The following is a 21,795-nucleotide window of genomic DNA, read 5'->3' as shown; positions in this document are numbered from 1 at the left end:
CGTCCGGCCCCCGTGCCGGACTCCATTGATCCCGCGAAGCCGGCCGCGCGCAAGCGCGCCGGCTTTTCGCATTTGTGCCAATCGATCGCCAAGGATCCCGCATGAGCCTCAAGACCCAGCTCACCGACGACATGAAGACCGCGATGAAGGCCGGCGAGAAGGAACGCCTCGGCGTCATCCGCCTCATCAACGCGGCCATCAAGCAGAAGGAAGTCGACGAGCGCATCGAGCTGGACGACGCCCAGGTGCTGGCCGTGCTCGAGAAGATGGTCAAGCAGCGCCGCGACTCGGTGTCGCAGTACGACGCCGCCAACCGCGAAGACCTGGCCGGCATCGAGCGCGCGGAGATCGCGGTGATCGAGCACTACCTCCCGGCCAAGCTGTCCGAGGCCGAGATCGAGGACATCGTCGACGGCGCGATCCGCGACAGCGGCGCCGCGGGCGCGGCCGACATGGGCAAGCTGATGGGCGTGCTCAAGCCGCGCCTGGCCGGCAAGGCCGACATGGGCGACGTCTCGAAGATCGTGAAGCGCCGCCTCGCCGGCGGTTGATCGCGCGCGCCTTCCGCCGCGCCGTCGGCGTGGCATCCTGAGCTTCTGATGGCCCGCATCCCCGACGCTTTCATCGACGACCTGCTCGCGCGCACCGACATCGTCGAGGTGATCGCCTCGCGCGTGCCGTTGAAACGCCAGGGCAAGGAATTCGCGGCGCGCTGCCCCTTCCACGACGAACGCTCGGCCAGCTTCACCGTCTCGCCCACCAAGCAGTTCTATCACTGCTTCGGCTGCCAGGCGCACGGCACCGCGATTTCGTTCCTGATGAACTACGACCGCCTCGAGTTCCTCGACGCGGTGGACGAACTCGCCAAGCGCGTCGGCATGGAAGTGCCGCGCGACACGCGCCAGCGCAACGAAGACGGCGACACGCACGAGTTGTTCGCGGCGCTCGATGCCGCGGCCAAGTTTTTCCGCAAGCACCTTTCCGGCAGCGACAAGGCGCAGGCCTACGTCGAACGCCGCGGCATCGCGCCCGAGATCGCCGAACGCTACGCGATCGGTTACGCGCCCGATGGCTTCAACGCACTGCGCGATGCGCTCGGCACCGACCAGCGCCGCATGCAATTGCTCGAGCGCGCGGGCCTGTTCTCGAAGAACGACAAGGGCAACATCTACGACAAGTTCCGCGACCGGTTGATGTTCCCGATCGCCGACCGGCGCGGGCGCACCATCGCCTTCGGCGGGCGCGTGCTGGATGCCGAGGATTCGCCGAAGTACCTCAACTCGCCCGAGACCGCCCTCTTCCACAAGGGCCGCGAGTTGTATGGGCTGTGGCAGGCGCGGCAGGTCAACAGCAAGCTCGAACGGCTGATCGTGGTCGAGGGCTACATGGATGTCGTGGCGCTCGCGCAGTACGGCGTGTCGCAGGCGGTGGCCACGCTGGGCACCGCGACCACGTCCGACCACGCGGAGTTGCTGTTCCGCAACGCGGCGGATGTGTATTTCTGTTTCGACGGCGATCGCGCGGGCCGCAGCGCGGCGTGGAAGGCGCTCGAATCCGTGCTGCCGCGCATGAAGGACGGCCGTCAGGCGTTCTTCCTGTTCCTGCCCGATGGCGAGGATCCCGACACGATCGTGCGCAAGGAAGGCGCCGACGGCTTCGACGTGCGCCTGAAGCAGGCGATGCCGTTGTCGGAGTTCTTCTATTCGCACATGGCTACCGACGTGAACCTGTCCAACCTGGACGGCAAGGCGCGGCTGGCCGAACGCTGCAAGCCGTTGCTGGCGCAGATTCCCGATGGTGCGTTCGGCGACCTGATGAAGCAGCGCCTGGTGGAACTCACCGGCGTGGGGGCGCGGGCCAGCACGCCGGACACGCACGTGCCGGTGCAGCGCGCGCGCTCGGCGCCGATCACGCCGCCGGCGAAGAAGAGCCTGGTGCGCGGTGCGATCGCGTTGCTGCTGCAGCAACCGGCGCTGGCGTTGTCGTTGTCGCCGCCCTATCGGTTCGCGGCCTTGCAGTTGCCGGGCGTGGATCTGCTGGTCGACATGATCGCCGCGGCGAAGGAGCGCCCCGCCATCACCACGGGCGGGCTGCTCGAACACTTTTCCGAACGCGATGAGTCCGCCGCGCTGCAGAAGCTCGCGATGGAATCCAACCTGTACGAGCACGGCGAGGCCGAGCCGGAATTCCGCGGCATCCTGCGCATGCTGGAGCTGCAGTACCTGGAGCAGCGCATCGCGGAGTTGAACCGCGAGATCAACGAGCGCGGGCTGTCGGCGCTCAGCGATGCGGAGAAGCTGGAGCTGCGCGAACTCCCCGTGCAGATCGGCGCGCTGAAGCGCGAGCTGGCGCCCGCGCAGTAACCCCGGTTACGCCGGCGCGCTGGCCAACGCCCACATCACGGCCCCGCACAGGGCGAAGAACAGCAGCACGCGCGCCCCGCGCTCGCTGCGATCGGACTGGTCGACTCGGTTCATGGTGCGTCCCCCCTCTGGGAGACCGATGAAACGCCGATCGGCGTCATCGCTCTGCGAAACGCATCACAGCCCCGCAGGCCTGTAACAAGCGCGCCCTGTTACAGCGCCGAACTGCGGAACAGGCCGCGGTTTGCGGGGCCTCAGGTGGCCTGCAGCTGCATCGCGGGCGCCGCCTGCAGCCACGGCATCAGCCAGTGGTCGAGCAGCAGGAAGGCGAACAGCGCCATCAGGTACACGATCGAGTACTGGAACGTGCGCATGGCGAAGAACTCGTCCGGCGGATCCAGCAGGCGCCAGGCGTACCAGAGGAACACCACGCCCAGCACCAGCGCCCCGCCCAGGTAGAACAGGCCGCTCATGCCGGTGGCCCACGGCAGGATCGTCGCCAGCACCAGCAGCACCGTGTAGAGCAGGATCTGCCAGCGCGTGTAGGTGACGCCGTGGGTGACGGGCAGCATCGGGATCATGGCGCGCGCGTAATCCTCGCGGCGGAAGATCGCCAGCGCCCAGAAGTGCGGCGGCGTCCAGACGAAGATGATCAGCACCAGCAGCAGCGCATGCGGATCCAGCGTGCCGGTGATCGCGCTCCAGCCGAGCGCCGGCGGTGCGGCGCCGGCGATGCCGCCGATCACGATGTTCTGCGGCGTCGCGCGCTTGAGCCAGCCGGTGTAGACGATCGCGTAACCGATCAGCGACGCGAAGGTGAGCACCGCGCACAGCGGATTGACGAGGAACACCAGGATCGCCATCGAGGCGACGCCCAGCGTGATCGCGAAGACAACGGCCTGCGTGGTGCGCAGGCCACCGGTGGGCAACGGACGATCGTGCGTGCGTGCCATCACTGCGTCGATGCGCTGGTCGAGCACGTGGTTGATCGCCGCGGCGGACGCGGCCGCGAGCCAGATGCCCAGCAGGCCGAGCACCGTTTCCTTCAGCGGCGGCAGGCCGGGCACGGCGAGGAACATGCCCACCAGCGCGGTGAACACGATCAGCGCCACCACGCGCGGCTTGGTGAGCGTCCAGTACTGGGCGGCCGTGGAGCGCATGGGGCGTCAGGCCTCCGGCCGGCGCACGCGCGCGATCAGCGAGACCAGCACGAACAGCAGCAGCGCCGCGCCGGCGTTGTGCGCCACCGCGATCTGCAGCGGCAGGCCGAGCTTCACGTTCGCGATGCCCAGTGCGACCTGCGCGCACACCAGCACCGCCAGCGTCACGCCCCACGCGAGCATGCCCGGCGTGCGGATCAGTCGGTAACCGAGGCCGAGCAGGTACACGAACACGACGCCCGCCACGATGCGGTGCGCCATCTGGATCGCGATGCGCGAGGCGCCGTCGAGCACGCCGCCTTCGTAGTCCACGCCGATGCCGCGCCAGAGCACGAAGCCTTCGCGGAAATTCGTCGGCGGCCACCACTGGCCCACGCACTTCGGGAAATCGTTGGCGCACGCGAGCGCGGCATAGTTGGCGCTGGTCCAGCCGCCGAGCGCAATCTGCAGCGTGAGCAGCGCCAGCCCGATGCCGAGCAGCAGGCGCACGCGCTTCGCATCGGCGAGGCGGATCGGGATGTCGGTGGCTTTCCACGCCATCCACGTGAGCAGCGAGAACGTGAGCAGGCCGCCGAGCAAATGCCCCATCACCACGATGGGTTTGAGCAGCCACGTGACCGTCCACATGCCCAGCAACGCCTGGAACACGATGACGGCGAGCGTGAGTGCAGCGGCGCGCGCAAGGTCCAGGTTCGACCAGCGCAAGGCGGCGAAAAGCAGCAGTCCTTCCCCGAGGATCGCGAACACCGAGGCCGCCGCGTGCTGGCCGTGCATGTAGAGCGGAATGCCGATGCCCACCAGCACCGCGGCGCCGATCACCTGCACGAGGCCATGGCGACGCTTGCGCGCGGCGAGCAACGCGAGCGACAACACGAGCACGCCGAGCGAACCGGCCAGCATGCGATGCAGCTGTTCGCGCCAGGCCTTGTGCGGTTCGACCGCGCGGATCGCGGTGGCGGCGTGGTCGGCGGCGTCGTTGGCGTGCGTCGGCCATGCGGCGCGGCCGTAGCACGTGGGCCAATCGGGGCAGCTCAGGCCCGCGTTCGACAAGCGCACGAACGCACCGAACACGATCACGCCGAAGGCCAGCGCGACGGCGAGCCACGCGAGGCGGTGGAAGTGGCGGTACGGCACCACCGGCGTCGGGCGCATCGTCATCTCAGTTCACCTTGAGCAGGCGGGACAGGTCGGTGCGCAGGTCGCCGGGGTCGAAGCCCGGAGCGTAGCGCAGAACCACGAACCCGTTCGGATCGAGGATGTAGACGACGACCGGACCGCGTGCATCGGACGAACGCGGCAGGCCGTCGCGCAACGCGTCGCTGGCGCGCACGGCGCGCAGCGTGCCCGGGCGCGTGCCATTCGCGGGGACGGCGCCGACCCACAGCACGTCGACGCGATCGGCGTCGCGGCCCATCAGCTGCCACACGGTGTCGAGCTGCGAGAGCACGTCGGCGCAGGCGGCGGCGTTGGTGGTGTCGCAATCGCGCGCCATCGCGGCGATGCGCCACGTGCGCGTGGCCGGGTTCCATGCGTACTGCGTGCCATCGGCGAGCACCGGCGCCACGCGGCGCAGGTCCGCGGGCGGCTGCAGCAGTTCGCCGCGCGCCTTCAGGCCCGCGGGGCGCCAGCCGGAGAAACGCAGGAAACCCGCCACGGCGAGCGCACCGAAGAACAGCAACGCGATCGCGACCAGCGTCATCCGGTTGCGGTTGCGCGTGGCCTGCGCGGGGTCGACGGGACGATTCATGCACGGACCTTCTTTTTCTTGCGGAACGTCAGGAGCAACGCGGTGACGAACACCGTGATGGCCATGGCCCACCACTGCACGGCGTAACCCAGGTGCCGTTCGGGCGGGAGCGTGTTGGGGAGGATGTCGAGGTCGCGCACGTAGCCGATGGGCAGCGCGGGATCCAGGCGCACCACGTGCGAGGCGAGGCGCGCATGCAGCGCGGTATCGATCGCGCCGAAATCCACGCGCATCATCAGCCAGCGCGACGGGCCGACCTGCTGCATCGCCGCGCCGATCGGGAAGCCGCTCGACGGCGGCGGCGCCGACAGGCCGCGCACGTGCAGCGGCCCCTGCGCGCAGCTGGCATCGGGCAGCTTGCGATCGCCCGCCACGGGCAGCCAGCCGAAATCGACGAGGCGCGCCGCGCCGGTGGCGGGCTGCAGCACGCAGTACAGGCGCACGCCGGCTTGGCCTTCGCGCAGCTGGTTGTCGAGCAGCAGCGTGGGCGCGAGGACGTGGCCGTCGCCTTCGACCCAGCGCACGTCGAGGCCCTGGTCGGGCTGTGCGTCGGCGGCATCGAGCGGGTGCGGCTTGCGGTCGTGCAGCGCCTGCGCCGCGCGCTCCAGCATCGCCTGCTTCTCGTGCATCCGCCCGTACTGCCAGAAGCCCAGGCGCGCGAAGCCCGCCATCGCCAGCAGCGCCAGCGTCCAGCCGAACACGAGCGTCCCGCGACGGGTCACGCGATGCCCCGCGCGCGGCGCGATAATGCCGGCAACAACGCGCCGGGAGACGCCGCCATGAGCGATTCGCTGAAGACCCTGTTGATCGTCGGCTTCCTGATACTCATCCTCTGGAACCTCGGCGCCGGGCTGTACTACATGCTGGTCGACAAGGGGACCACCAACCGGACGGTCAATGCGCTCACCAAGCGCATCGCGCTGTCGGTGGTGCTCATCCTGATCGTGGCGCTCAGCATCAAGATGGGCTGGATCGTGCCGCACGGCATCGGCCGCGCGCCCTGATTCCATCGAGTATGTCGCCGGAGACGACGCGGGCCGGCAACGCCGGCCCGTGTCGGGTCACGCAGTCACTCTGGGTCGCGTAACGCCCTTACAGGACGTACACGAACAGGAACAGGCCCAGCCACACCACGTCGACGAAGTGCCAGTACCAGGCCACCGCTTCGAACGCGAAGTGGTTGTCGCGATCGAAATGGCCGGCGAAGCAGCGCATCCAGATGATCGCCAGCATGATCGTGCCCAGCGTGACGTGCGCGCCGTGGAAACCGGTGAGCATGAAGAACGTGGAGCCGTAGATGCCCGAACCCAGCGTCAGGTTGAGCTCCTTGTAGGCGTGCATGTATTCCTCGGCCTGGAAGGTGAGGAACAGCGCGCCCAGCAACACCGTCATGCCGAGGAACAACAACAGCTGCTTGCGGTGGCCGGCCTTCAGCGCGTGGTGCGCGATGGTGACCGTGACGCCCGAGGTCAGCAGGATCAGCGTGTTGAGCAGCGGCAGGCCCCACGGCGGGATCGTCTGGTACGTACCGCCGATCGCGCCCGGGCCGTTGCTCGGCCAGCCACCGGTGAAGTCCGACCACAGCACCGCGTGCGTGGCGAGCTTGTGGCCTTCGCCCTGCAGCCACGGCAACGCGAACTGGCGCGCGTAGAACAGCGCACCGAAGAACGCGGCGAAGAACATCACCTCGGAGAAGATGAACCACACCATCCCCATGCGGAAGGAGGTGTCGACCTGCTTGTTGTAGAAGCCGCGCAGCGATTCGCGGATGACGTCCGTGAACCACTTGAACAGGATCGCGGCGAGGAACGCGATGCCGAGGAAGAACACGGTCTTGCCCCAGCTGACGTCGTTGAGCCAGTTGGCGAAGCCCAGCATCGTGGTGAACAGCGCGACCGACGCGACCACCGGCCAGCGGCTGCCATGCGGCACGTAATAGGCGTTCGTGTCGTGCGTCTCGTGGGCGTGGGCGTCTGCCATGGTCGTTTCCGGTGGTTCGTTGGGCTCAGGGTGCCGCGTGCGGCTGGGACGACACACCCGTCGGCGCGTCGATCTGCGACGTCAGGGCATCGTTCTTGAAGAAGGTATAGGACAGCGTGATCGTGGTGACGTCGTCCGGCAACGCCGGGTCGACGATGAAGCGCACCGGCATCGCGCGGCCTTCGCCGGCGGCCAGGGTCTGCGCGGTGAAGCAGAAGCATTCGGTCTTGCTGAAGTACCCCGAGGCGCGCGCCGGTGCGACCGACGGCACCGCGTTGCCCACGATCGCGCGCGTGCTTTCGTTGCGCGCGAAGTAGCTGGCTTCGTACTGCTGGCCCGGATGCACCTGCATCGTGGCCTGCTCCGGCTTGAACGCCCACGGCAACTTGGAATTGACGCCGCCATCGAACAGCACGGTGACCGTGCGCTCGGTGTTGGCCTTCCTGCCCGTCGGCGCGGTGACGGCCTGGCGCTCCAGGCGCACGCCGAACACCTTCTCGCACGCGATGCGATACAGCGGCACCAGCGCGAAGGTGAAGGCGAACGCGGCCAGCGCGACGAGCACCATCTTGCCGATGCCGAAGCGGCGCTGTGCCGGGGTGGTGGCCTGCGGATCGTTCACTTCGCCAGGACCCCGGACAACACGAACGCGACGTAGATCGCCAGCGCGACCAGGCCGATCGCCCACGCCGTGCGCCGCACGCCCTTGCGGCGCGCGGCAAGCTGGTCGGCAGTCATCGGCGTGTCTTGCTCGTTCATGGCGTCAGTGACCGGCAATGCCGATCAGTCGAAATCCATGTGCGCGAAGTCGCCGTGCGCGAGGTCGCCATCCTTGATGACCGGCGGCGTGGCGAAGGTGTGGTGCGGGGCCGGCGACGGCACCGTCCACTCCAGGCCGCGCGCGGTTTCCCACGAACGGGCTTCGGCCTTGGCGCCGTTGCGCAGCGAGGCGTACAGCACGGCGAACATGATGAACGGCGTGGCGAACATGCCGAACGCGCCGATGGAGCTGACGAAGTTCCAGTCCGCGAACACGACGTTGTAGTCCGGGATGCGGCGCGGCATGCCGGCCAGGCCCAGGAAGTGCTGCGGGAAGAACAGCACGTTGACGAAGATCACCGACCACCAGAAGTGGAACTTGGCGGCGGTCTGGTTGTACATGCGGCCCGTCCACTTCGGCCACCAGTAGTACACGGCGGCGATGATCGCGAACACCGCGCCGGTCACCAGCACGTAGTGGAAGTGCGCCACGACGAAATACGTGTCGTGGTACTGGAAGTCCGCCGGCACGATCGCGAGCATCAGGCCCGAGAAGCCGCCGATGGTGAACAGGATGACGAACGCGACGGCCCACAGCATGGGCGCTTCGAAGGAGATCGACCCCTTCCACATCGTCGTGACCCAGTTGAACACCTTCACGCCGGTAGGCACCGCGATCAGCATCGTCGCGAACATGAAGTACAGCTCGCCACCGAGCGGCATGCCGACGGTGAACATGTGGTGCGCCCACACGATGAACGACAGGAACGCGATCGACGCGGTGGCGTACACCATCGCCTGGTAGCCGAACAGCGGCTTGCGCGAGAAGGTGGGGATGATCTCCGAGGCGATGCCGAACGCCGGGAGGATCATGATGTAGACCTCCGGGTGCCCGAAGAACCAGAAGATGTGCTGGAACATCACCGGGTCGCCGCCGCCGGCGGCGGAGAAGAAGCTGGTGGCGAAGAACTTGTCGGTGAGCAGCATGGTCACCGCGCCCGCCAGCACCGGCATGACCGCGATCAGCAGGAACGCCGTGATCAGCCAGGTCCAGCAGAAGATCGGCATCTTCAGCAGGTCGACGCCCGGGGCGCGCATGTTGAGGATGGTGGCGATGATGTTGATCGCGCCCATGATCGAGCTGATGCCCATCATGTGGATGGCGAAGATCGCGAAGGCGACGTTGCTGCCGCCCTGGATCGACAGCGGCGGGTACAGCGTCCAGCCGCCGGCGGGTGCGCCGCCGTCGAGGAACAGCGTGACCAGCAGCATCGTGAAGGCGAACGGCATGATCCAGAAGGACCAGTTGTTCATGCGCGGCAGCGCCATGTCGGGCGCGCCGATCTGCAGCGGCACCATCCAGTTGGCCAGGCCCACGAAGGCCGGCATCACGCCGCCGAAGATCATGACCAGCGCATGCACCGTGGTCATCTGGTTGAAGAACTCGGGCTTCATGTGCTGCAGGCCCGGGGTCATCAGCTCCCACCGGATGATCACCGACATCGCGGCGCCGATGATGAACATGATGAAGGAGAACACCAGGTACAGCGTGCCGATGTCCTTGTGGTTGGTCGAGAAGAACCAACGCTCAAGGAAGGACTGCTTGTGCCCGTGGTCGTCGTGATAACCGGCGGCGTCTTGCGTGGCCATGGCCTACCTCAGGTAATGCTTGTTCGGATGGAGTAAGCGCAACGCAGGTCAGTGCGTGATCGGCTCGGCGGGTTCGGGCGTGGGCGTGTTGCTGGCGTCCGGCGCGGCCGGCTGGGCCGGGCCGATGCCCGCGGGCGTGGCGTTGATGGCTTCGGCCGCGGTCGCGGCGGCGGCGGCCGGCTTGGCGGGGGCGTTCTTCGCCTTCTGCGCGGCCAGCCACTGCTTGAATTCTTCCTTCGAGACGGCCTTCACCACGATCGGCATGAAGCCGTGGTCCTTGCCGCACAGCTCCGCGCACTGGCCGCGGTAGATGCCCGGCGTGGAGATGTCGGTCCAGGCTTCGTTGACGATGCCCGGGATGGCGTCCTGCTTCCAGCCCAGCGCCGGCACCCACCAGGCGTGGATGACGTCGTCGGCGGTGATCACGAAGCGGATCTTGGTGTCGACCGGCACGACCAGCATGTTGTCCACTTCCAGCAGGTAGTGGCGCTGGTCGGGGTTGTCGTACTTCGGGATGACGTGCGACTGGCGGATCTGGTCGCTGTTCTTCGCCAGGCGGCTGGTGAATTCCACGCCCTCGCCCAGGTACTCGTACTTCCACATCCACTGGTAGCCGGTGATCTTGACGGTCATCGCGGCGTTGCGGGTGTCGTACATCGCGATGAGCTTGGCGGTGGCCGGCCACGCCATGCCGACGAGCAGGATGACCGGGACCAGCGTCCAGACGATCTCGAGCTTGGTGCTGTGCGTGAAGTTGACCGCGGGCACCGCGCCCTTGGAATGGCGGAACTTGAACATCGCGTAGGCCATCGCGCCGAACACGATGATGCCGATGACCACGCAGACCCACAGCGCGACCATGTGCGCTTCCCACGCCATCTGCGAGGAGTGGGTGACGCCCTTGCCCATGTTGAGCTGCCAGGGATGCGGGGCGGCCGGTTCGGCGGTGGCCGGCGCGGCGAACGCACTGACCGAGGCGGCCAGCGACATCGCGCCGAAGAGGCCCGCGGCAAGCGTGCGCCGAGCGATCGTGTTGAAGCCTGCTTTCATCAGTTCGAGCCCCGCGGGTGAATGCAATTGTTGCTTGTCAGTGGATGGGCGGCGACCGGCTTGCCTCCAGCAGCGCGCGAATGCGCTGCGCCAGTTGCCGTCTTTCGGCCGGGCCGAGGAAAGCACCGATTTCGCAGTGCCTGCCGCTGCTCGACAGCACGATCCGCTCCCCGTCGCCGTCGACGTCCAGCCGCACCCAGGCAGGGTGCGCGCGGAACGACGGCGCCAGTTGGGCCGACCGCCAGACCTCGACCGCTTCCGGCCCGATCGAAATGACTTCGCGACGCTCGCCGAGCCGCCACAGCCACCGCAGCGCCGCCGCCACCATCGCACTGTCGAGCAGTGCGAACGCTGGCGCGAAGACGTTGCCTCCCCACCAACCGAGCAGGGCCACCAGCCACATCGCGGCGGCCAGCGTGGCGAACAGGGCGACGAACTGGCGGGCCGTCAGCGCCCGCGGGGGACGCAACCGGAGTTGCGCGCCCGACCCGGGACCCGATGACACCATTTCGATCATGCCGGACCGTCCCCGGCGTGACGCAAACCGGGTGCGGAAAACCGCGAAATGGTAGCCCCCGGTGCCGTGTTGCGGCAAGCCGCGCGGGGTTTGGTCACCACACCGCGACGGCTACACTACGCAGCTCGACACGGTTCGACACGGCCCGATGACCCTCCAAACGCCCCACGCGTCAGGCGCAGCGCCCATGCTGTCGCCGGAACTGCCGCCTGCGCCCGGCCCGCTCCGCGCGGCGATCACCGCCGCGTGGGTGCGCGACGAAACCGACCATGTGCGCGAGCTGCTCGCCCAGGCCCGCCAGCCCGACGCCGATCGCGCCGCGATCCAGGCCACCGCGGCGGACCTGGTCCGGCGCGTGCGCGCCCGTGCGAAGGACCAGGGCGCCATCGAAGCCTTCATGCGCCAGTACGACCTCGGCAGCGAGGAAGGCGTGCTGCTGATGTGCGTGGCCGAGGCGCTGCTGCGCATCCCGGACCAGGACACGGCCGACAAGCTCATCCGCGACAAGCTGGGCGAGGCGGACTGGAAGAAGCACATGGGCCAGTCCGATTCGGTGCTGGTGAATGCGTCCACGTGGGGCCTGATGCTCACCGGGCACCTGGTGGACCTGGCCGACGACACCAAGCGCGACGTGCACAACGCCTTCAAGCGGCTGGTCGGGCGCGTGGGCGAGCCGGTCGTGCGCCTGGCCGTGCGCCAGGCGATGCGGATCATGGGGCACCAGTTCGTCATGGGCCGCACGATCGGCGAGGCGCTGGCGCGTTCGCGCAAGGGCGCCAACGCGGCGTACCGCTATTCATTCGACATGCTGGGCGAAGGCGCGCTGACCACCAAGGATGCGCTGCGCTACCTGCAGGCGTACCGCGATGCGATCGAAGCGATCGGCCGCAGCGGGTCGTTCAAGGGCACGGATGTGTTCGCGGCGCCGTCGATCTCGGTGAAGCTGTCCGCGCTGCATCCGCGCTACGAGCACGCCAAGCGCGCGCGCGTGATGGCCGAACTCGTGCCGCGCGTGCTGGAGCTCGCCCGCCTCGCCAAGTCGCACGGCATCGGCTTCACGATCGATGCGGAGGAAGCCGATCGCCTGGAGCTGTCGCTCGACGTCATCGCCGGTGCGTATTCCGACGCCTCGCTGGATGGCTGGGAAGGCTACGGCCTCGCCGTGCAGGCGTACCAGAAGCGCGCGCCGTACGTGATCGACTTCCTCGCCGACCTGGCACGCCGCACCGGCCGCCGCATTCCCGTGCGCCTGGTCAAGGGCGCGTACTGGGACAGCGAAGTGAAGCGCGCGCAGGTGGATGGCCAGGCGGGCTACCCGGTGTTCACGCGCAAGCCGAACACCGACGTGAGCTACCTCGCCAACGCGCGGCGCATGCTGGACGCATCGGATGCGATCTATCCGATGTTCGCCACGCACAACGCGCACACGATCGCGGCGATCCATCGCCTCGCGCGCGGTGGTGCGGAGAAGAAGCAGTTCGAATTCCAGAAGCTGCACGGCATGGGCGACGACCTGTACGCCGAAGTCGTGCCGGCCGACCGCCTCGACGTGGCCTGCCGCGTGTACGCGCCGGTGGGGTCGCACGAAGACCTGCTGCCGTACCTGGTGCGCCGCCTGCTCGAGAACGGCGCCAACTCCAGCTTCGTCAACCGCATCACGGACGAATCGGTGGCGATCGAGGACCTGGTGCGCGATCCGGTGGACACCGTCGACGGGTTCGCCGAAATCCCGCATCCGCGCATCCCGCTGCCGCGCGATGTTTACCGCAGCCAGGCGACCAGCGTCGCCGACGAACGAGACAACTCCATGGGCATCAACCTCGCCAACGACGCGCAGCTGCGCGCCCTCGCCGAACAGGTCAACGCCGCGAAGGTCGGCGACTGGCGCGCCACGCCGCTCGTGCCGGGCGTGACCGCCAACGGTGCGGACATCGCGGTCACCAATCCGGCCGATCGTCGCGAACAGGTCGGCACCTGGCGCGCGGCCGATGCGGCCACCGTCGAGCAGGCGCTGCGCAATGCCGTCGCCGCGCAGCCCGCGTGGGATGCGATGCCGGCCGCCTCGCGCGCGACCATCCTCGAACACGCCGCCACGCTGCTCGAACAGCGCATGCCGCAGTACATCGCGCTGTGCACGAAGGAAGCGGGCAAGACGATCCCCGACGGCGTCGCCGAAGTGCGCGAATGCGTCGATTTCCTGCGCTACTACGCGGGCCAGGCGCGCAAGTTGTTCGCGCATCCGGAAAAACTGCCGGGCCCGACCGGCGAATCCAACGAACTGCGCATGCAGGGCCGCGGCGTGTTCGTGTGCATCTCGCCGTGGAATTTCCCGCTCGCGATCTTCGGCGGGCAGATCGCCGCGGCGCTGGCCGCGGGCAACAGCGTGATCGCCAAGCCTGCGGAACAGACCAACCTCATCGGCTACGCGGCCGTGAAGCTGCTGCACGAAGCCGGCGTGCCGGAAGCGGTGCTGCAGTTCGTGCCGGGCGACGGCGCGACCGTCGGCGCGGCGCTGACGTCGGATCCGCGCGTGGCGGGCGTGGCGTTCACCGGCTCCACCGACACCGCGCGCGCGATCAACCGCGCGATGGCGGCGCGCGATGCGGCGATCGGCGTGCTCATCGCCGAGACCGGCGGACAGAACGCGCTGATCGGCGATTCGTCGGCGCTGCCGGAACAATTGATCAAGGATGCGTTGTCGTCGGCGTTCACCTCGGCGGGCCAGCGGTGTTCGGCGGCGCGCGTGCTGTTCGTGCAGGACGACATCGCCGACAAGACGATCGCGATGCTCGCCGGTGCGATGGCGGAACTGCAGGTCGGCGATCCGGGCCTGCTGTCGACCGACGTCGGCCCGGTGATCGACCACGACGCACTCGCGATGCTGGAAGCGCACGCCAAGCGCATGCAGGGCGAAGCCAAGCCGATCGCGCAGGCGACGATGGGCGAATCCACCGCGCACGGCAGCTTCTTCGCGCCGCGCGCGTGGGAAATCGACTCGATCGACCGCCTGCACAAGGAAGTCTTCGGCCCCGCGCTGCACGTGGTGCGCTGGAAGGGCAACGAACTGGACAAGGTGATCGATGCGATCAACGCGACGGGTTACGGCCTGACGCTCGGCATCCATTCGCGCATCGACGAGACCATCGAACACATCGTGTCGCGGGTGAAGGTGGGCAACGCCTACGTCAACCGCAACCAGATCGGCGCGGTGGTCGGCGTGCAGCCGTTCGGTGGCCAGGGGCTCAGCGGCACGGGACCGAAGGCCGGCGGCCCGCATTACGTGCCGCGCTTTGCGACGGAGAAGACGGTCACCGTCAATACGACGGCAGCCGGCGGCAATGCCTCGCTTTTGACGTTGGGCGAGTAATAGATCGAAGTTGCGCTGGCACTAGCCCCCAAGTTGGGGGCGGTTTCCGCCGAAGGCGGAAAAGTGCGGGGATGGCCTGCAACCGCCAGCCAGAAGTTTTCGAAGAAAACTTCGGAATCGAAGCGAAAAAAAGCCCCGCTTTCGCGGGGCTTTTTCGGTCAGATCACCGCGTCAACAATCAGAAGCGGTACTGCGCCGAAATGCCCCACAGGTTCACGTTGGCGTCGTACTTGCCCTGGAGCGTGCTGCCGCTGGTGGCCAGCGACGGCTGCAGGTTGATGGACGGATCGTCCGTGTTGATGCGCGTGTAGCCACCGCTGACTTCCCACGTTTCGCTCGGCGACCAGGTCAGGCCGACCGACCACCAGGTGCGGTCCGCGTCAGGCAGGCGCGGGGTACGCGTGGTGTTGTTGGTCGGCGACTGGTCCTGCGCATAACCGCCGCGCAGCGTGAACTGGTCGTTGAACTTCCACTCGGCGCCGATCGCGCTGAAGGTGGTGTCCTTCCACGAGAAGTCTTCCGTGGCCGGGTTCGGCTGCTGGCGCGGGTTGCCGAAGTTGATCGCCACTTCCTGCAGCGAGCTCCAGTCGGTCTGCGAGACTTCGCCCATCAGGGTGAAGTTTTCGGTGATGCCGTAGGTGACGCTGATGGTGGTGACGGCCGGCGTGGTGAGCGCGGCGCCGCCGGTGGTGTCGACGAACTGGCCCGGGGCACCGATGGCGAGCAGCGGCGAGACGTTGGCGGGCACGGTGAAGTCGGCGGTGCCGGCGATGTCGTGCGCGATCTCGGAGCGGTGCACGAAGCCCAGCGCGACCTTGTCGGACGGATGGATGTGCATGCCGACGATCCAGCCGATGCCGGTGTCGTCGCCTTCGACCTTCACTTCACCGTCGTTCTTCTGCGGGCCGAACGGTGCGGCGACCGGGTTCGGCGTGACGCAGAGGGCGACGTTGATCTGGCAGATGCGCGAACCGAAGTCGATCGACTTCGACAGCGTGGCTTCGGCGCGCTCGTAGACCAGGCCGAGGCCGAACGAGACCTTGTTGCCGAAATCGAACGCGGCGGAGAGCGTCATGTCGACGGTCTTCACTTCCGATTCCAGCGCGGTGTAACGGCCGATCCAGCCGGGTTCGTACTCGGTCTTCAGGCCGAACGGCGCCGAGACCATCGCACCGATGGTCACGCCGGAGTCGCCCATCGGGAAGATGGCGGACAGCGCCGGGACGGCGGTCTGGTCGCCGGCATCGCCACCCTGGCTGCCGCGCAGCGGCTGCTGCAGCGGGGTGCCGGCAGCGGCGAAGCCGGAGCCGTTGAAGTTGGCGGACAGGTCGATCAGGGTGACGTCGGCCTGCAGCGTGGTCTTCTTGAAGGTCGACATCGCGGCCGGGTTGTTGACCACGACGGACGCGTCGCCGGTCGCCGTGGCGCTGCCCGCGAACGCGCGGCCCATCGCCTTGACGCTGTTTTCCTTGAGCTGGAAGCCCGACGCATGTGCCTGGCCGACCGCGAGCACGCCGGCGATGCCGAGCGCGAGGGCGGAATAACGGGTGATGCTGCTGACGTGATGCATTGCGTGTTGTCTCCGGTGACGAAATTGGATGCGTGCGGGCGGCTTGCGAGGCCTGCGCCAGCGCGTGCCGGAACCCCTCCCGACCTACTGCGCCGTACGGAATATACGCGAGCATTTAACCCGTTGCTAACGTAGTCATCCCAAGGGGTTAACGGCCGCTGGAACGGCCGGCCCCGTTAGGATGGTCCGCATGTTCGTGTCCCTCCCCACCCGTTCGAAGCCGGGCCTGCGCTGGGCCACGCCGCTGCTCGCGGCGCTGCTGTTCGCCGCCTTCGTGGTGGCGAACATGGGCTCGGGCCCGGACCAGCGGGCTCTGATCGTGAGCTGGGGCGCGCTGTCCGGCGGCCTGCTCGCCCCGGATGCGTGGCTGGCCGCGTTGCAGGACGGGCGGGCGCTGCGCCTGGTCACGGCCCTGTTCCTGCACGCCGACTGGGCCCACCTGATGGGCAACCTGGTGTTCCTGCTGATCTTCGGGCTGCCGGCCGAACGGGCGATGGGGCCGTGGCGGTTCCTCGGGCTGTTCCTCTTCGGGGGCGCGGTGGCCAACCTCGCGGCGGCCCTGAGCATCGGTGCGCCGGACCGGATCATCATCGGGTCGAGCGGCGCGGTGTCGGCGGTGATCGGGGCGTACCTGGCCCTGTTCCCCCGCGCGAAGCTGGGCGTGGTGGTGCCGCTGGGGCTGTTCCTGGAATTCGTGCGCGCGCCGGCATCGTTGCTGATCGGGATCTGGGCCCTGCTGCAGCTCGCGTTCGCGTACATCGGGCCGACGCTGGGCGCGGTGGCGTGGTGGGCGCACCTGGCGGGGTTCGCGTTCGGGATCGTGTTCGCGGTGCTGGTGCGCGCGGCGATCGCGCGGCGCATGCGGCGGCAGCGCGGGTTCTGACCCGCTGACGCGGCGCGTGCAGGGCCCGCGCCTATACTCCGCGCCCATGGCGAAGACGCTCTACAAAGTCACCTTCCTCAACGCGGGGCGCATCTACGAGCTGTATGCGCAGCGCGTGGCGTCCAGTGCGCTGTGGGGATTCACCGAAGTGGCCGAGCTGGTGTTCGACGTGCACACGGGCGTCGTCGTGGATCCGACCGAGGAACGCCTGCGCGACGAGTTCGGCGGCACGCGCGTGCTGCACCTGCCGATGCAGAGCATCGTGCGCATCGAGGAAGTGGAGAAGAAGGGGCAGTCGGCGATCCGGGATGCGGCGACGGGGGAGGCGGTGGTGACGCCGTTTCCGATGCCGGCGAAGCCTCGATAGGGCGCCCCTCCCCGGCCCTCCCCAGCGTTGCCGGGGAGGGAGCAAAGCACATCAGCCCTTGGGTGCTGCGGGCTTCGCGACTGCGACGGGCTTCTTGAGTTCGGCCAGTGCGGCCGTGATCGGCGCTTCGCCGTCCAGGACTTCGCCGGCGTTTTCGCCCGCCATGCCTTCTTCGTCGCCGTGCAGGTGGCCCGGCAGCGTGGCTTCGCTGTAGTCGGGCTTGCCGCCGTTGGCGGCGTCCTTCGGCGCGTGCAGCACGACGTCCGGCTCGATGCCGCGCGCCTGGATCGACTTGCCGCTCGGCGTGAAATAACGGGCGGTGGTGAGCTTCACCGAATCGCCGTTGTCGAGCGGCAACAACGTCTGCACCGAGCCCTTGCCGAACGTGCGGCTGCCGACGACGCGCGCACGCTTGTTGTCGTGCAACGCGCCGGCGAGGACTTCCGAGGCGCTCGCCGAACCCGCGTCGACCAGCACCACCACCGGCGCACCCGACAGGCGATCGCCCGGCGTTGCGCTGAATTCCGCATCGCTGATCGCGACGCGGCCGCGCGTGCTGACGATCTTCCCCTTGTCGAGCAGTTCGTCGGCGATCTGCACGGCAGCGGTGAGCAGGCCGCCCGGGTTGCTGCGCAGGTCGAGCACCAGGCCGCGCAACTTGCCGTTGGCCTGGAGCTTGTCGAGCGCGCGCGAGAAGTCCGCGGCGGTGTCGGCCTGGAACGTGGCGACGCGCACGTAGCCGTAACCCGGTTCGAGCATGCGCGAACGCACGCTGGCGACGCGGATGCGCTCGCGCACGAGGGTGACGTCGAACGGCTTGTCCTTGCCTTCGCGCACGATGGTGAGCACGACCTTCGAGCCGGCCGCGCCGCGCAACGGGCCGGAGCCCGCGTCGTCGCCGTCTTCGCCGGCGTCGCTGATCGGCTTGCCGTCGATCGCGATCACCAGGTCGCCGGCCTTGATGCCGGCACGCGCGGCGGGCGTGTCGTCGATCGGCGAGACCACTTTCAAGGTGCGGTCGGGCATCGACATGAGTTCGACGCCGACGCCGATGTAGGCGCCCTGCGTCTGTTCGTCGAATTCGCGCGCGTCGCGGCGTTCGAGGTAGGCGCTGTGCGGATCGAGGTCGAGCAGCAGGCCGCGCACGGCCGACTGCATCAGCTTCTTGTCGTCGACGGGATCGACGTAGGCTTCCTTGACCGCGTTGTAGACCGACACGTAACGGCGGATCTCTTCGAGCGGGACTTTCGACGTCGTGCTTTCGGCGGCATCCGGATCGTCGCTGGAGGCGACCGCGCGATCTTCGTCCGTGCCGGCCTGCGGCGCCTGCGCGGGCTTGGCTTCGGGCTGCGGCGGCGATTGCGGCGCGGGGGCCTGCTGCGCGAACGCGGCGCCGGCGGTCAGCAACAGCAAGGAGAGTGCGGCGGGCTTGCGCATGGGGGGCGGGATCCTGGTGCGTCGGACGCGGGAGGTGCAGCGATTATGCAAGCGTGCCGCGCGGCTGCGTTAACGCAGCGTGGGCTCGGTCAGCGTCGCTGCAGCCACGTGCCCGGATCCACCGGCTGGCCGTCGCGGCGCAGTTCGAAATACAGGCCGGCCCGGTCCTGGCCACCGGACTTGCCGACGCTGGCGAGCGCGTCGCCGCGCTTGACCGCATCGCCGGCGTCCCGCAGCAGCGCGTCGTTGTGCGCGTACAGGCTCATGTAGCCGTTGCCGTGGTCGACGATCAGGATCAGGCCGTAACCATTCATCCAGTCGGAGAACACGACGCGTCCATCGGCGACGGCCCGCACGGTGGTGCCGGGCGCGGCGGCGATCAGCACGCCGGTGCTGCGGCGGCCATCGGGCAGCGTGCCGCCGTAGCTGGCGACCAGCGTGCCGGCGACGGGCCAGCTCAATCCGCCGACCTGCAGGGCCGGGCCGGTGGGCACGGGCTTCTTCGGTTTCTCGACCACGGCGGTGCCGGTGGCCTTCGCCTTCCTGGCGCGCGCGGCGGCGGCGCGGTCGGCGGCGGCTTTTTCGGCGGCGGCCTGCGCGGCGGCGGCGCGCAACTTCGCGAGCAACTGTTGCAACGACTTCGCGTCTTCGCCGAGCGCGCGTTCGCGCACCGCGCGGTCCTGGTAACGGCGATCGAGCTGGCTGACGAGGTCGGCGCGATCGCGGCGCGCGGCTTCGAGCGCGGCGAGTTGCTGGCGCTGCGTGCGGCGCGAATCGTCGAGCGCGGTGCGGCGCTGGGTGATCTGTTGTTCGAGGGTGTCGAGTTCGGTCAGCTGCGCGGTGAGCTCGCGGATGCGCGCGGCGCGGTCGCGCTGGAGGTAACGGTGGTAGGCGAGCGTGCGTTGCGCTTCGTCCAGGCGATCCTGCGAGAGGAAGGCCTTCAACGGCGCGTCGCCACCGACGGTGTACGCGGCGCGCAGCAGCATGCGCAGTTCGTCGCGCTTGCCGGCGAGCGTGGCGTTGAGTGCGTCGCGACGGGACTGGAGGTCGGCGAGCGCGACGGTTTCGCTCGCCAATGCACGCTCGGTGTCCTGCACGTTGCGGCCGACCTTGCCGACCTGTTCGTCGGCCGCGCGGAGTTGTTTCGATGCGTCGCCACGCTTGCCTTCGAGTTCGCGGCGTTCGGCGGCGACGTGCTTGAGTTCGTTGCGGATGCGCTGCAGGCGCTGTTCGGCCTCGCGGCTGTTCTGCGCGGTCGACGTCCCCGTCGTCAGCGACAGCAGGCAGCCCAGTGCGAGCGCGACGAACCTCAAGCGGGCGCGAACAGGCTGCGGCCGGTCATTTCGGCGGGCTGCGGGACGCCGAGCAGGTCGAGCATCGTCGGTGCGACGTCGCGCAACGCGCCGCCTGCGCGCAATGCGGCAGGACGTGCGCCGACATAGACGAACGGCACCGGGCCCACGGTATGGGCGGTGTGCGGCTGGCCGGTTTCGGGATCGCGCATCTGCTCGAGGTTGCCGTGGTCTGCGGTGATCAGCAAGGCACCGCCGACGCGGCGCACGGCGGCTTCGATCTGGCCGACGGCGTCGTCGACGACTTCCGCCGCGCGGATCGCCGCGGCGAGGTTGCCGGTGTGGCCGACCATGTCGGGGTTGGCGATGTTGCACACGACGACGTCGAATCGTTGGGCGTCGATCGCTTCGACGAGTTTCGCGGTGACTTCCGGGCAGCTCATTTCCGGCTGCAGGTCGTACGTGGCCACCTTGGGGCTCGGCACGAGGATGCGGGTTTCGCCGGCATAGGGATCTTCGCGGCCGCCGCTGAAGAAGAACGTCACGTGCGCGTACTTCTCGGTTTCGGCGATGCGCAGTTGGGTCATGCCCTGCTCGGCCAGCAATTCGCCGAGCGTGTGGCGCAGGTCGTCGGGCGCGAAGGCGACGGGTGCGGGCAGCTTGGCGTCGTATTCGGTGAGGCAGGTGAAGCGCGACAGCGCAGGACGGCGCGTGGCGAAGCCATCGAAGTTCGGCGCGACGAACGCGGCGGTGAGCTGGCGGGCGCGGTCGGCGCGGAAGTTCATGAAGACCACCGCGTCGCCGTCGTGCATCGGCGCGGCGCCGGCGAGCACGGTGGGCGCGACGAATTCGTCGGTTTCGCCGCGCTCGTACGCGGCGGACAACGCGGCCAGGGCATTCGGCGCGCGATGGTCGGATTGCGCTTCGACGATGGCATCCCACGCGCGTCGCACGCGGTCCCAGCGGTGGTCACGGTCCATCGCGAAGTAGCGGCCGCCGACGGTGGCGATGCGCGCGTTGCCGAGCTGGTCGCAGTGCGATTGCAAGGCGTGGAGGCTGGCTTCGGCGGATTGCGGGGCGGTGTCGCGGCCGTCGAGGAAGGCGTGCACGCGGACGCGTTCGACGCCGGCGCGCTTCGCCAGGTCCAGCATCGCGAAGATGTGCGATTCGTGACTGTGCACGCCGCCCGGCGAGAGCAGGCCCATGACGTGCAGCGTGCCGTTGGCGGCGCGCGCGGCGTCGCAGGCGGCGAGCAGTTCGTGGTTGGCGAAGAACGTGCCGTCTTCGATCGCCGCGTCGATGCGGGTGAGGTCCTGGAACACGATGCGGCCCGCGCCGAGGTTCATGTGGCCGACTTCGGAATTGCCCATCTGCCCGTCCGGCAGGCCGACGTGGCGGCCTTCGGTGTGGATCAGCGTGTGCGGTTCGCTCCGCCACAGCCGCTGCCAGTTCGGCAGGCGGGCCTGCGCGAGGGCGTTGTCGGCGGGATCGTCGCGATGGCCCCAACCGTCGAGGATCAGCAGGACGACGGGCTTCGGGCGGCGATCGGATGCGGGCACTGGGGGCGGCCATGACCAGGGACAGGGGCGGATTGTAGCGAAGGGGGTTAAACCGGACGGGCACTCGACGCATCCATCCACGGACCTTCCACGG

The 21,795-nt window shown here is 68.5% G+C and carries 19 protein-coding genes and 1 pseudogene; 6 read left to right on the top strand and 14 right to left on the bottom strand.

Going from position 1 to position 21,795, the window contains the following annotated elements; translation table 11 throughout:
- Positions 1-101 precede the first annotated feature (101 nt).
- Both LYSCAS_RS07285 and dnaG read left to right on the top strand, forming a co-directional pair.
- On the top strand, positions 102-551 hold the full coding sequence (locus tag LYSCAS_RS07285) for a GatB/YqeY domain-containing protein (RefSeq protein ID WP_213437158.1): 450 nt from the start codon (positions 102-104) through the stop codon (positions 549-551).
- A 48-nt stretch (positions 552-599) separates the two neighbouring features.
- Entirely contained in the window at positions 600-2,363 is a 1,764-nt protein-coding gene (gene dnaG / locus LYSCAS_RS07280) for a DNA primase (RefSeq protein WP_213437156.1), read from the top strand.
- Positions 2,364-2,617: 254 nt separating this feature from the next.
- On the opposite strand, the gene cyoE is transcribed toward dnaG, so the two are convergent.
- Genes cyoE through LYSCAS_RS07260 form a run of 4 tightly spaced genes read right to left on the bottom strand, consistent with a single transcriptional unit; the run spans position 2,618 to position 5,992 of the window.
- A complete protein-coding gene (cyoE, locus tag LYSCAS_RS07275; protein WP_213437154.1) occupies positions 2,618-3,523 on the bottom strand; it encodes a heme o synthase in 906 nt (301 codons plus the stop codon).
- Between the two features lie 6 nt (positions 3,524-3,529).
- Entirely contained in the window at positions 3,530-4,681 is a 1,152-nt protein-coding gene (locus tag LYSCAS_RS07270) for a COX15/CtaA family protein (protein ID WP_213437152.1), read from the bottom strand.
- A gap of 1 nt (position 4,682) precedes the next feature.
- Positions 4,683-5,270, bottom strand: a complete 588-nt coding sequence (locus LYSCAS_RS07265; protein ID WP_213437150.1) for a hypothetical protein — start codon at positions 5,268-5,270, stop codon at positions 4,683-4,685.
- On the bottom strand, positions 5,267-5,992 hold the full coding sequence (locus LYSCAS_RS07260) for an SURF1 family protein (RefSeq protein ID WP_213437148.1): 726 nt from the start codon (positions 5,990-5,992) through the stop codon (positions 5,267-5,269). Before LYSCAS_RS07260 ends, LYSCAS_RS07265 begins: the two co-directional genes overlap by 4 nt.
- Before the next feature lie 57 nt (positions 5,993-6,049).
- Here LYSCAS_RS07260 and LYSCAS_RS07255 point away from each other — a divergent pair, with 57 nt between their 5' ends.
- Positions 6,050-6,274: a twin transmembrane helix small protein gene (locus LYSCAS_RS07255; RefSeq protein WP_213437146.1), complete on the top strand. Its 225-nt coding sequence runs from the start codon at positions 6,050-6,052 to the stop codon at positions 6,272-6,274.
- Between the two features lie 88 nt (positions 6,275-6,362).
- Here LYSCAS_RS07255 and LYSCAS_RS07250 read toward each other — a convergent pair whose 3' ends face one another.
- From LYSCAS_RS07250 to LYSCAS_RS07225, 6 genes are all read right to left on the bottom strand, one after another.
- Positions 6,363-7,250: a cytochrome c oxidase subunit 3 gene (locus LYSCAS_RS07250; protein ID WP_213437144.1), complete on the bottom strand. Its 888-nt coding sequence runs from the start codon at positions 7,248-7,250 to the stop codon at positions 6,363-6,365.
- Between the two features lie 25 nt (positions 7,251-7,275).
- On the bottom strand, positions 7,276-7,818 hold the full coding sequence (locus LYSCAS_RS07245; protein WP_244858731.1) for a cytochrome c oxidase assembly protein: 543 nt from the start codon (positions 7,816-7,818) through the stop codon (positions 7,276-7,278).
- 50 nt (positions 7,819-7,868) lie between these two features.
- A complete protein-coding gene (locus LYSCAS_RS07240; protein ID WP_213437901.1) occupies positions 7,869-8,009 on the bottom strand; it encodes a hypothetical protein in 141 nt (46 codons plus the stop codon).
- Between the two features lie 24 nt (positions 8,010-8,033).
- Positions 8,034-9,659, bottom strand: a complete 1,626-nt coding sequence (gene ctaD, locus LYSCAS_RS07235) for a cytochrome c oxidase subunit I (RefSeq protein WP_213437140.1) — start codon at positions 9,657-9,659, stop codon at positions 8,034-8,036.
- A 48-nt stretch (positions 9,660-9,707) separates the two neighbouring features.
- Positions 9,708-10,649: a cytochrome c oxidase subunit II gene (coxB, locus tag LYSCAS_RS07230; protein ID WP_213437685.1), complete on the bottom strand. Its 942-nt coding sequence runs from the start codon at positions 10,647-10,649 to the stop codon at positions 9,708-9,710.
- A gap of 97 nt (positions 10,650-10,746) precedes the next feature.
- The gene (locus LYSCAS_RS07225) at positions 10,747-11,226 is read right to left on the bottom strand and encodes a DUF2244 domain-containing protein (protein ID WP_213437138.1); all 480 of its coding nucleotides are present in this window, start codon (positions 11,224-11,226) and stop codon (positions 10,747-10,749) included.
- A 148-nt stretch (positions 11,227-11,374) separates the two neighbouring features.
- On the opposite strand from LYSCAS_RS07225, the gene putA reads away from it, so the two are divergent.
- Entirely contained in the window at positions 11,375-14,593 is a 3,219-nt protein-coding gene (gene putA, locus LYSCAS_RS07220) for a bifunctional proline dehydrogenase/L-glutamate gamma-semialdehyde dehydrogenase PutA (RefSeq protein WP_213437136.1), read from the top strand.
- Between the two features lie 178 nt (positions 14,594-14,771).
- On the opposite strand, the gene LYSCAS_RS07215 is transcribed toward putA, so the two are convergent.
- Positions 14,772-16,163: an OmpP1/FadL family transporter gene (locus tag LYSCAS_RS07215; protein ID WP_213437134.1), complete on the bottom strand. Its 1,392-nt coding sequence runs from the start codon at positions 16,161-16,163 to the stop codon at positions 14,772-14,774.
- 190 nt (positions 16,164-16,353) lie between these two features.
- Between LYSCAS_RS07215 and LYSCAS_RS07210 the strand changes: the two genes are divergently transcribed.
- A complete protein-coding gene (locus LYSCAS_RS07210) occupies positions 16,354-17,046 on the top strand; it encodes a rhomboid family intramembrane serine protease (RefSeq protein WP_213437132.1) in 693 nt (230 codons plus the stop codon).
- 46 nt (positions 17,047-17,092) lie between these two features.
- Positions 17,093-17,413: a DUF1820 family protein gene (locus tag LYSCAS_RS07205; protein ID WP_213437130.1), complete on the top strand. Its 321-nt coding sequence runs from the start codon at positions 17,093-17,095 to the stop codon at positions 17,411-17,413.
- Here the strand turns inward: LYSCAS_RS07205 and LYSCAS_RS07200 are convergent.
- The 3 genes and pseudogenes from LYSCAS_RS07200 to gpmI form a co-directional block, all read right to left on the bottom strand.
- Positions 17,319-18,850, bottom strand: a pseudogene (locus LYSCAS_RS07200) (S41 family peptidase); the annotation flags it as partial. The gene LYSCAS_RS07205 and the pseudogene LYSCAS_RS07200 sit on opposite strands and share 95 nt — an antisense overlap.
- An 89-nt stretch (positions 18,851-18,939) precedes the next feature.
- Positions 18,940-20,163 (bottom strand): murein hydrolase activator EnvC family protein, encoded by a 1,224-nt coding sequence (locus LYSCAS_RS07195; RefSeq protein ID WP_213437122.1) that lies wholly within the window; start codon positions 20,161-20,163, stop codon positions 18,940-18,942.
- Positions 20,160-21,701, bottom strand: a complete 1,542-nt coding sequence (gene gpmI / locus LYSCAS_RS07190; protein WP_213437120.1) for a 2,3-bisphosphoglycerate-independent phosphoglycerate mutase — start codon at positions 21,699-21,701, stop codon at positions 20,160-20,162. Before gpmI ends, LYSCAS_RS07195 begins: the two co-directional genes overlap by 4 nt.
- Positions 21,702-21,795: the final 94 nt, after the last annotated feature.

This window comes from Noviluteimonas caseinilytica (assembly GCF_018406605.1).
Lineage (GTDB): Bacteria > Pseudomonadota > Gammaproteobacteria > Xanthomonadales > Xanthomonadaceae > Noviluteimonas > Noviluteimonas caseinilytica.
Note: the sequence above shows the minus strand (reverse complement) of the source record. Positions and strands in the feature narration are given on the sequence as shown.

Excerpts from the sequence above, each read along its gene's own strand:
- LYSCAS_RS07285 (WP_213437158.1), top strand. The coding sequence starts at position 102 with ATGAGCCTCAAGACCCAGCTCACCGACGACATGAAGACCGCGATGAAG.
- dnaG (WP_213437156.1), top strand. The coding sequence starts at position 600 with ATGGCCCGCATCCCCGACGCTTTCATCGACGACCTGCTCGCGCGCACC.
- cyoE (WP_213437154.1), bottom strand. The coding sequence starts at position 3,523 with ATGCGCTCCACGGCCGCCCAGTACTGGACGCTCACCAAGCCGCGCGTG.
- LYSCAS_RS07270 (WP_213437152.1), bottom strand. The coding sequence starts at position 4,681 with ATGACGATGCGCCCGACGCCGGTGGTGCCGTACCGCCACTTCCACCGC.
- LYSCAS_RS07265 (WP_213437150.1), bottom strand. The coding sequence starts at position 5,270 with ATGAATCGTCCCGTCGACCCCGCGCAGGCCACGCGCAACCGCAACCGG.
- LYSCAS_RS07255 (WP_213437146.1), top strand. The coding sequence starts at position 6,050 with ATGAGCGATTCGCTGAAGACCCTGTTGATCGTCGGCTTCCTGATACTC.
- LYSCAS_RS07250 (WP_213437144.1), bottom strand. The coding sequence starts at position 7,250 with ATGGCAGACGCCCACGCCCACGAGACGCACGACACGAACGCCTATTAC.
- LYSCAS_RS07245 (WP_244858731.1), bottom strand. The coding sequence starts at position 7,818 with ATGGTGCTCGTCGCGCTGGCCGCGTTCGCCTTCACCTTCGCGCTGGTG.
- LYSCAS_RS07240 (WP_213437901.1), bottom strand. The coding sequence starts at position 8,009 with ATGAACGAGCAAGACACGCCGATGACTGCCGACCAGCTTGCCGCGCGC.
- ctaD (WP_213437140.1), bottom strand. The coding sequence starts at position 9,659 with ATGGCCACGCAAGACGCCGCCGGTTATCACGACGACCACGGGCACAAG.
- coxB (WP_213437685.1), bottom strand. The coding sequence starts at position 10,649 with ATGTCGCTGGCCGCCTCGGTCAGTGCGTTCGCCGCGCCGGCCACCGCC.
- LYSCAS_RS07225 (WP_213437138.1), bottom strand. The coding sequence starts at position 11,226 with ATGATCGAAATGGTGTCATCGGGTCCCGGGTCGGGCGCGCAACTCCGG.
- putA (WP_213437136.1), top strand. The coding sequence starts at position 11,375 with ATGACCCTCCAAACGCCCCACGCGTCAGGCGCAGCGCCCATGCTGTCG.
- LYSCAS_RS07215 (WP_213437134.1), bottom strand. The coding sequence starts at position 16,163 with ATGCATCACGTCAGCAGCATCACCCGTTATTCCGCCCTCGCGCTCGGC.
- LYSCAS_RS07210 (WP_213437132.1), top strand. The coding sequence starts at position 16,354 with ATGTTCGTGTCCCTCCCCACCCGTTCGAAGCCGGGCCTGCGCTGGGCC.
- LYSCAS_RS07205 (WP_213437130.1), top strand. The coding sequence starts at position 17,093 with ATGGCGAAGACGCTCTACAAAGTCACCTTCCTCAACGCGGGGCGCATC.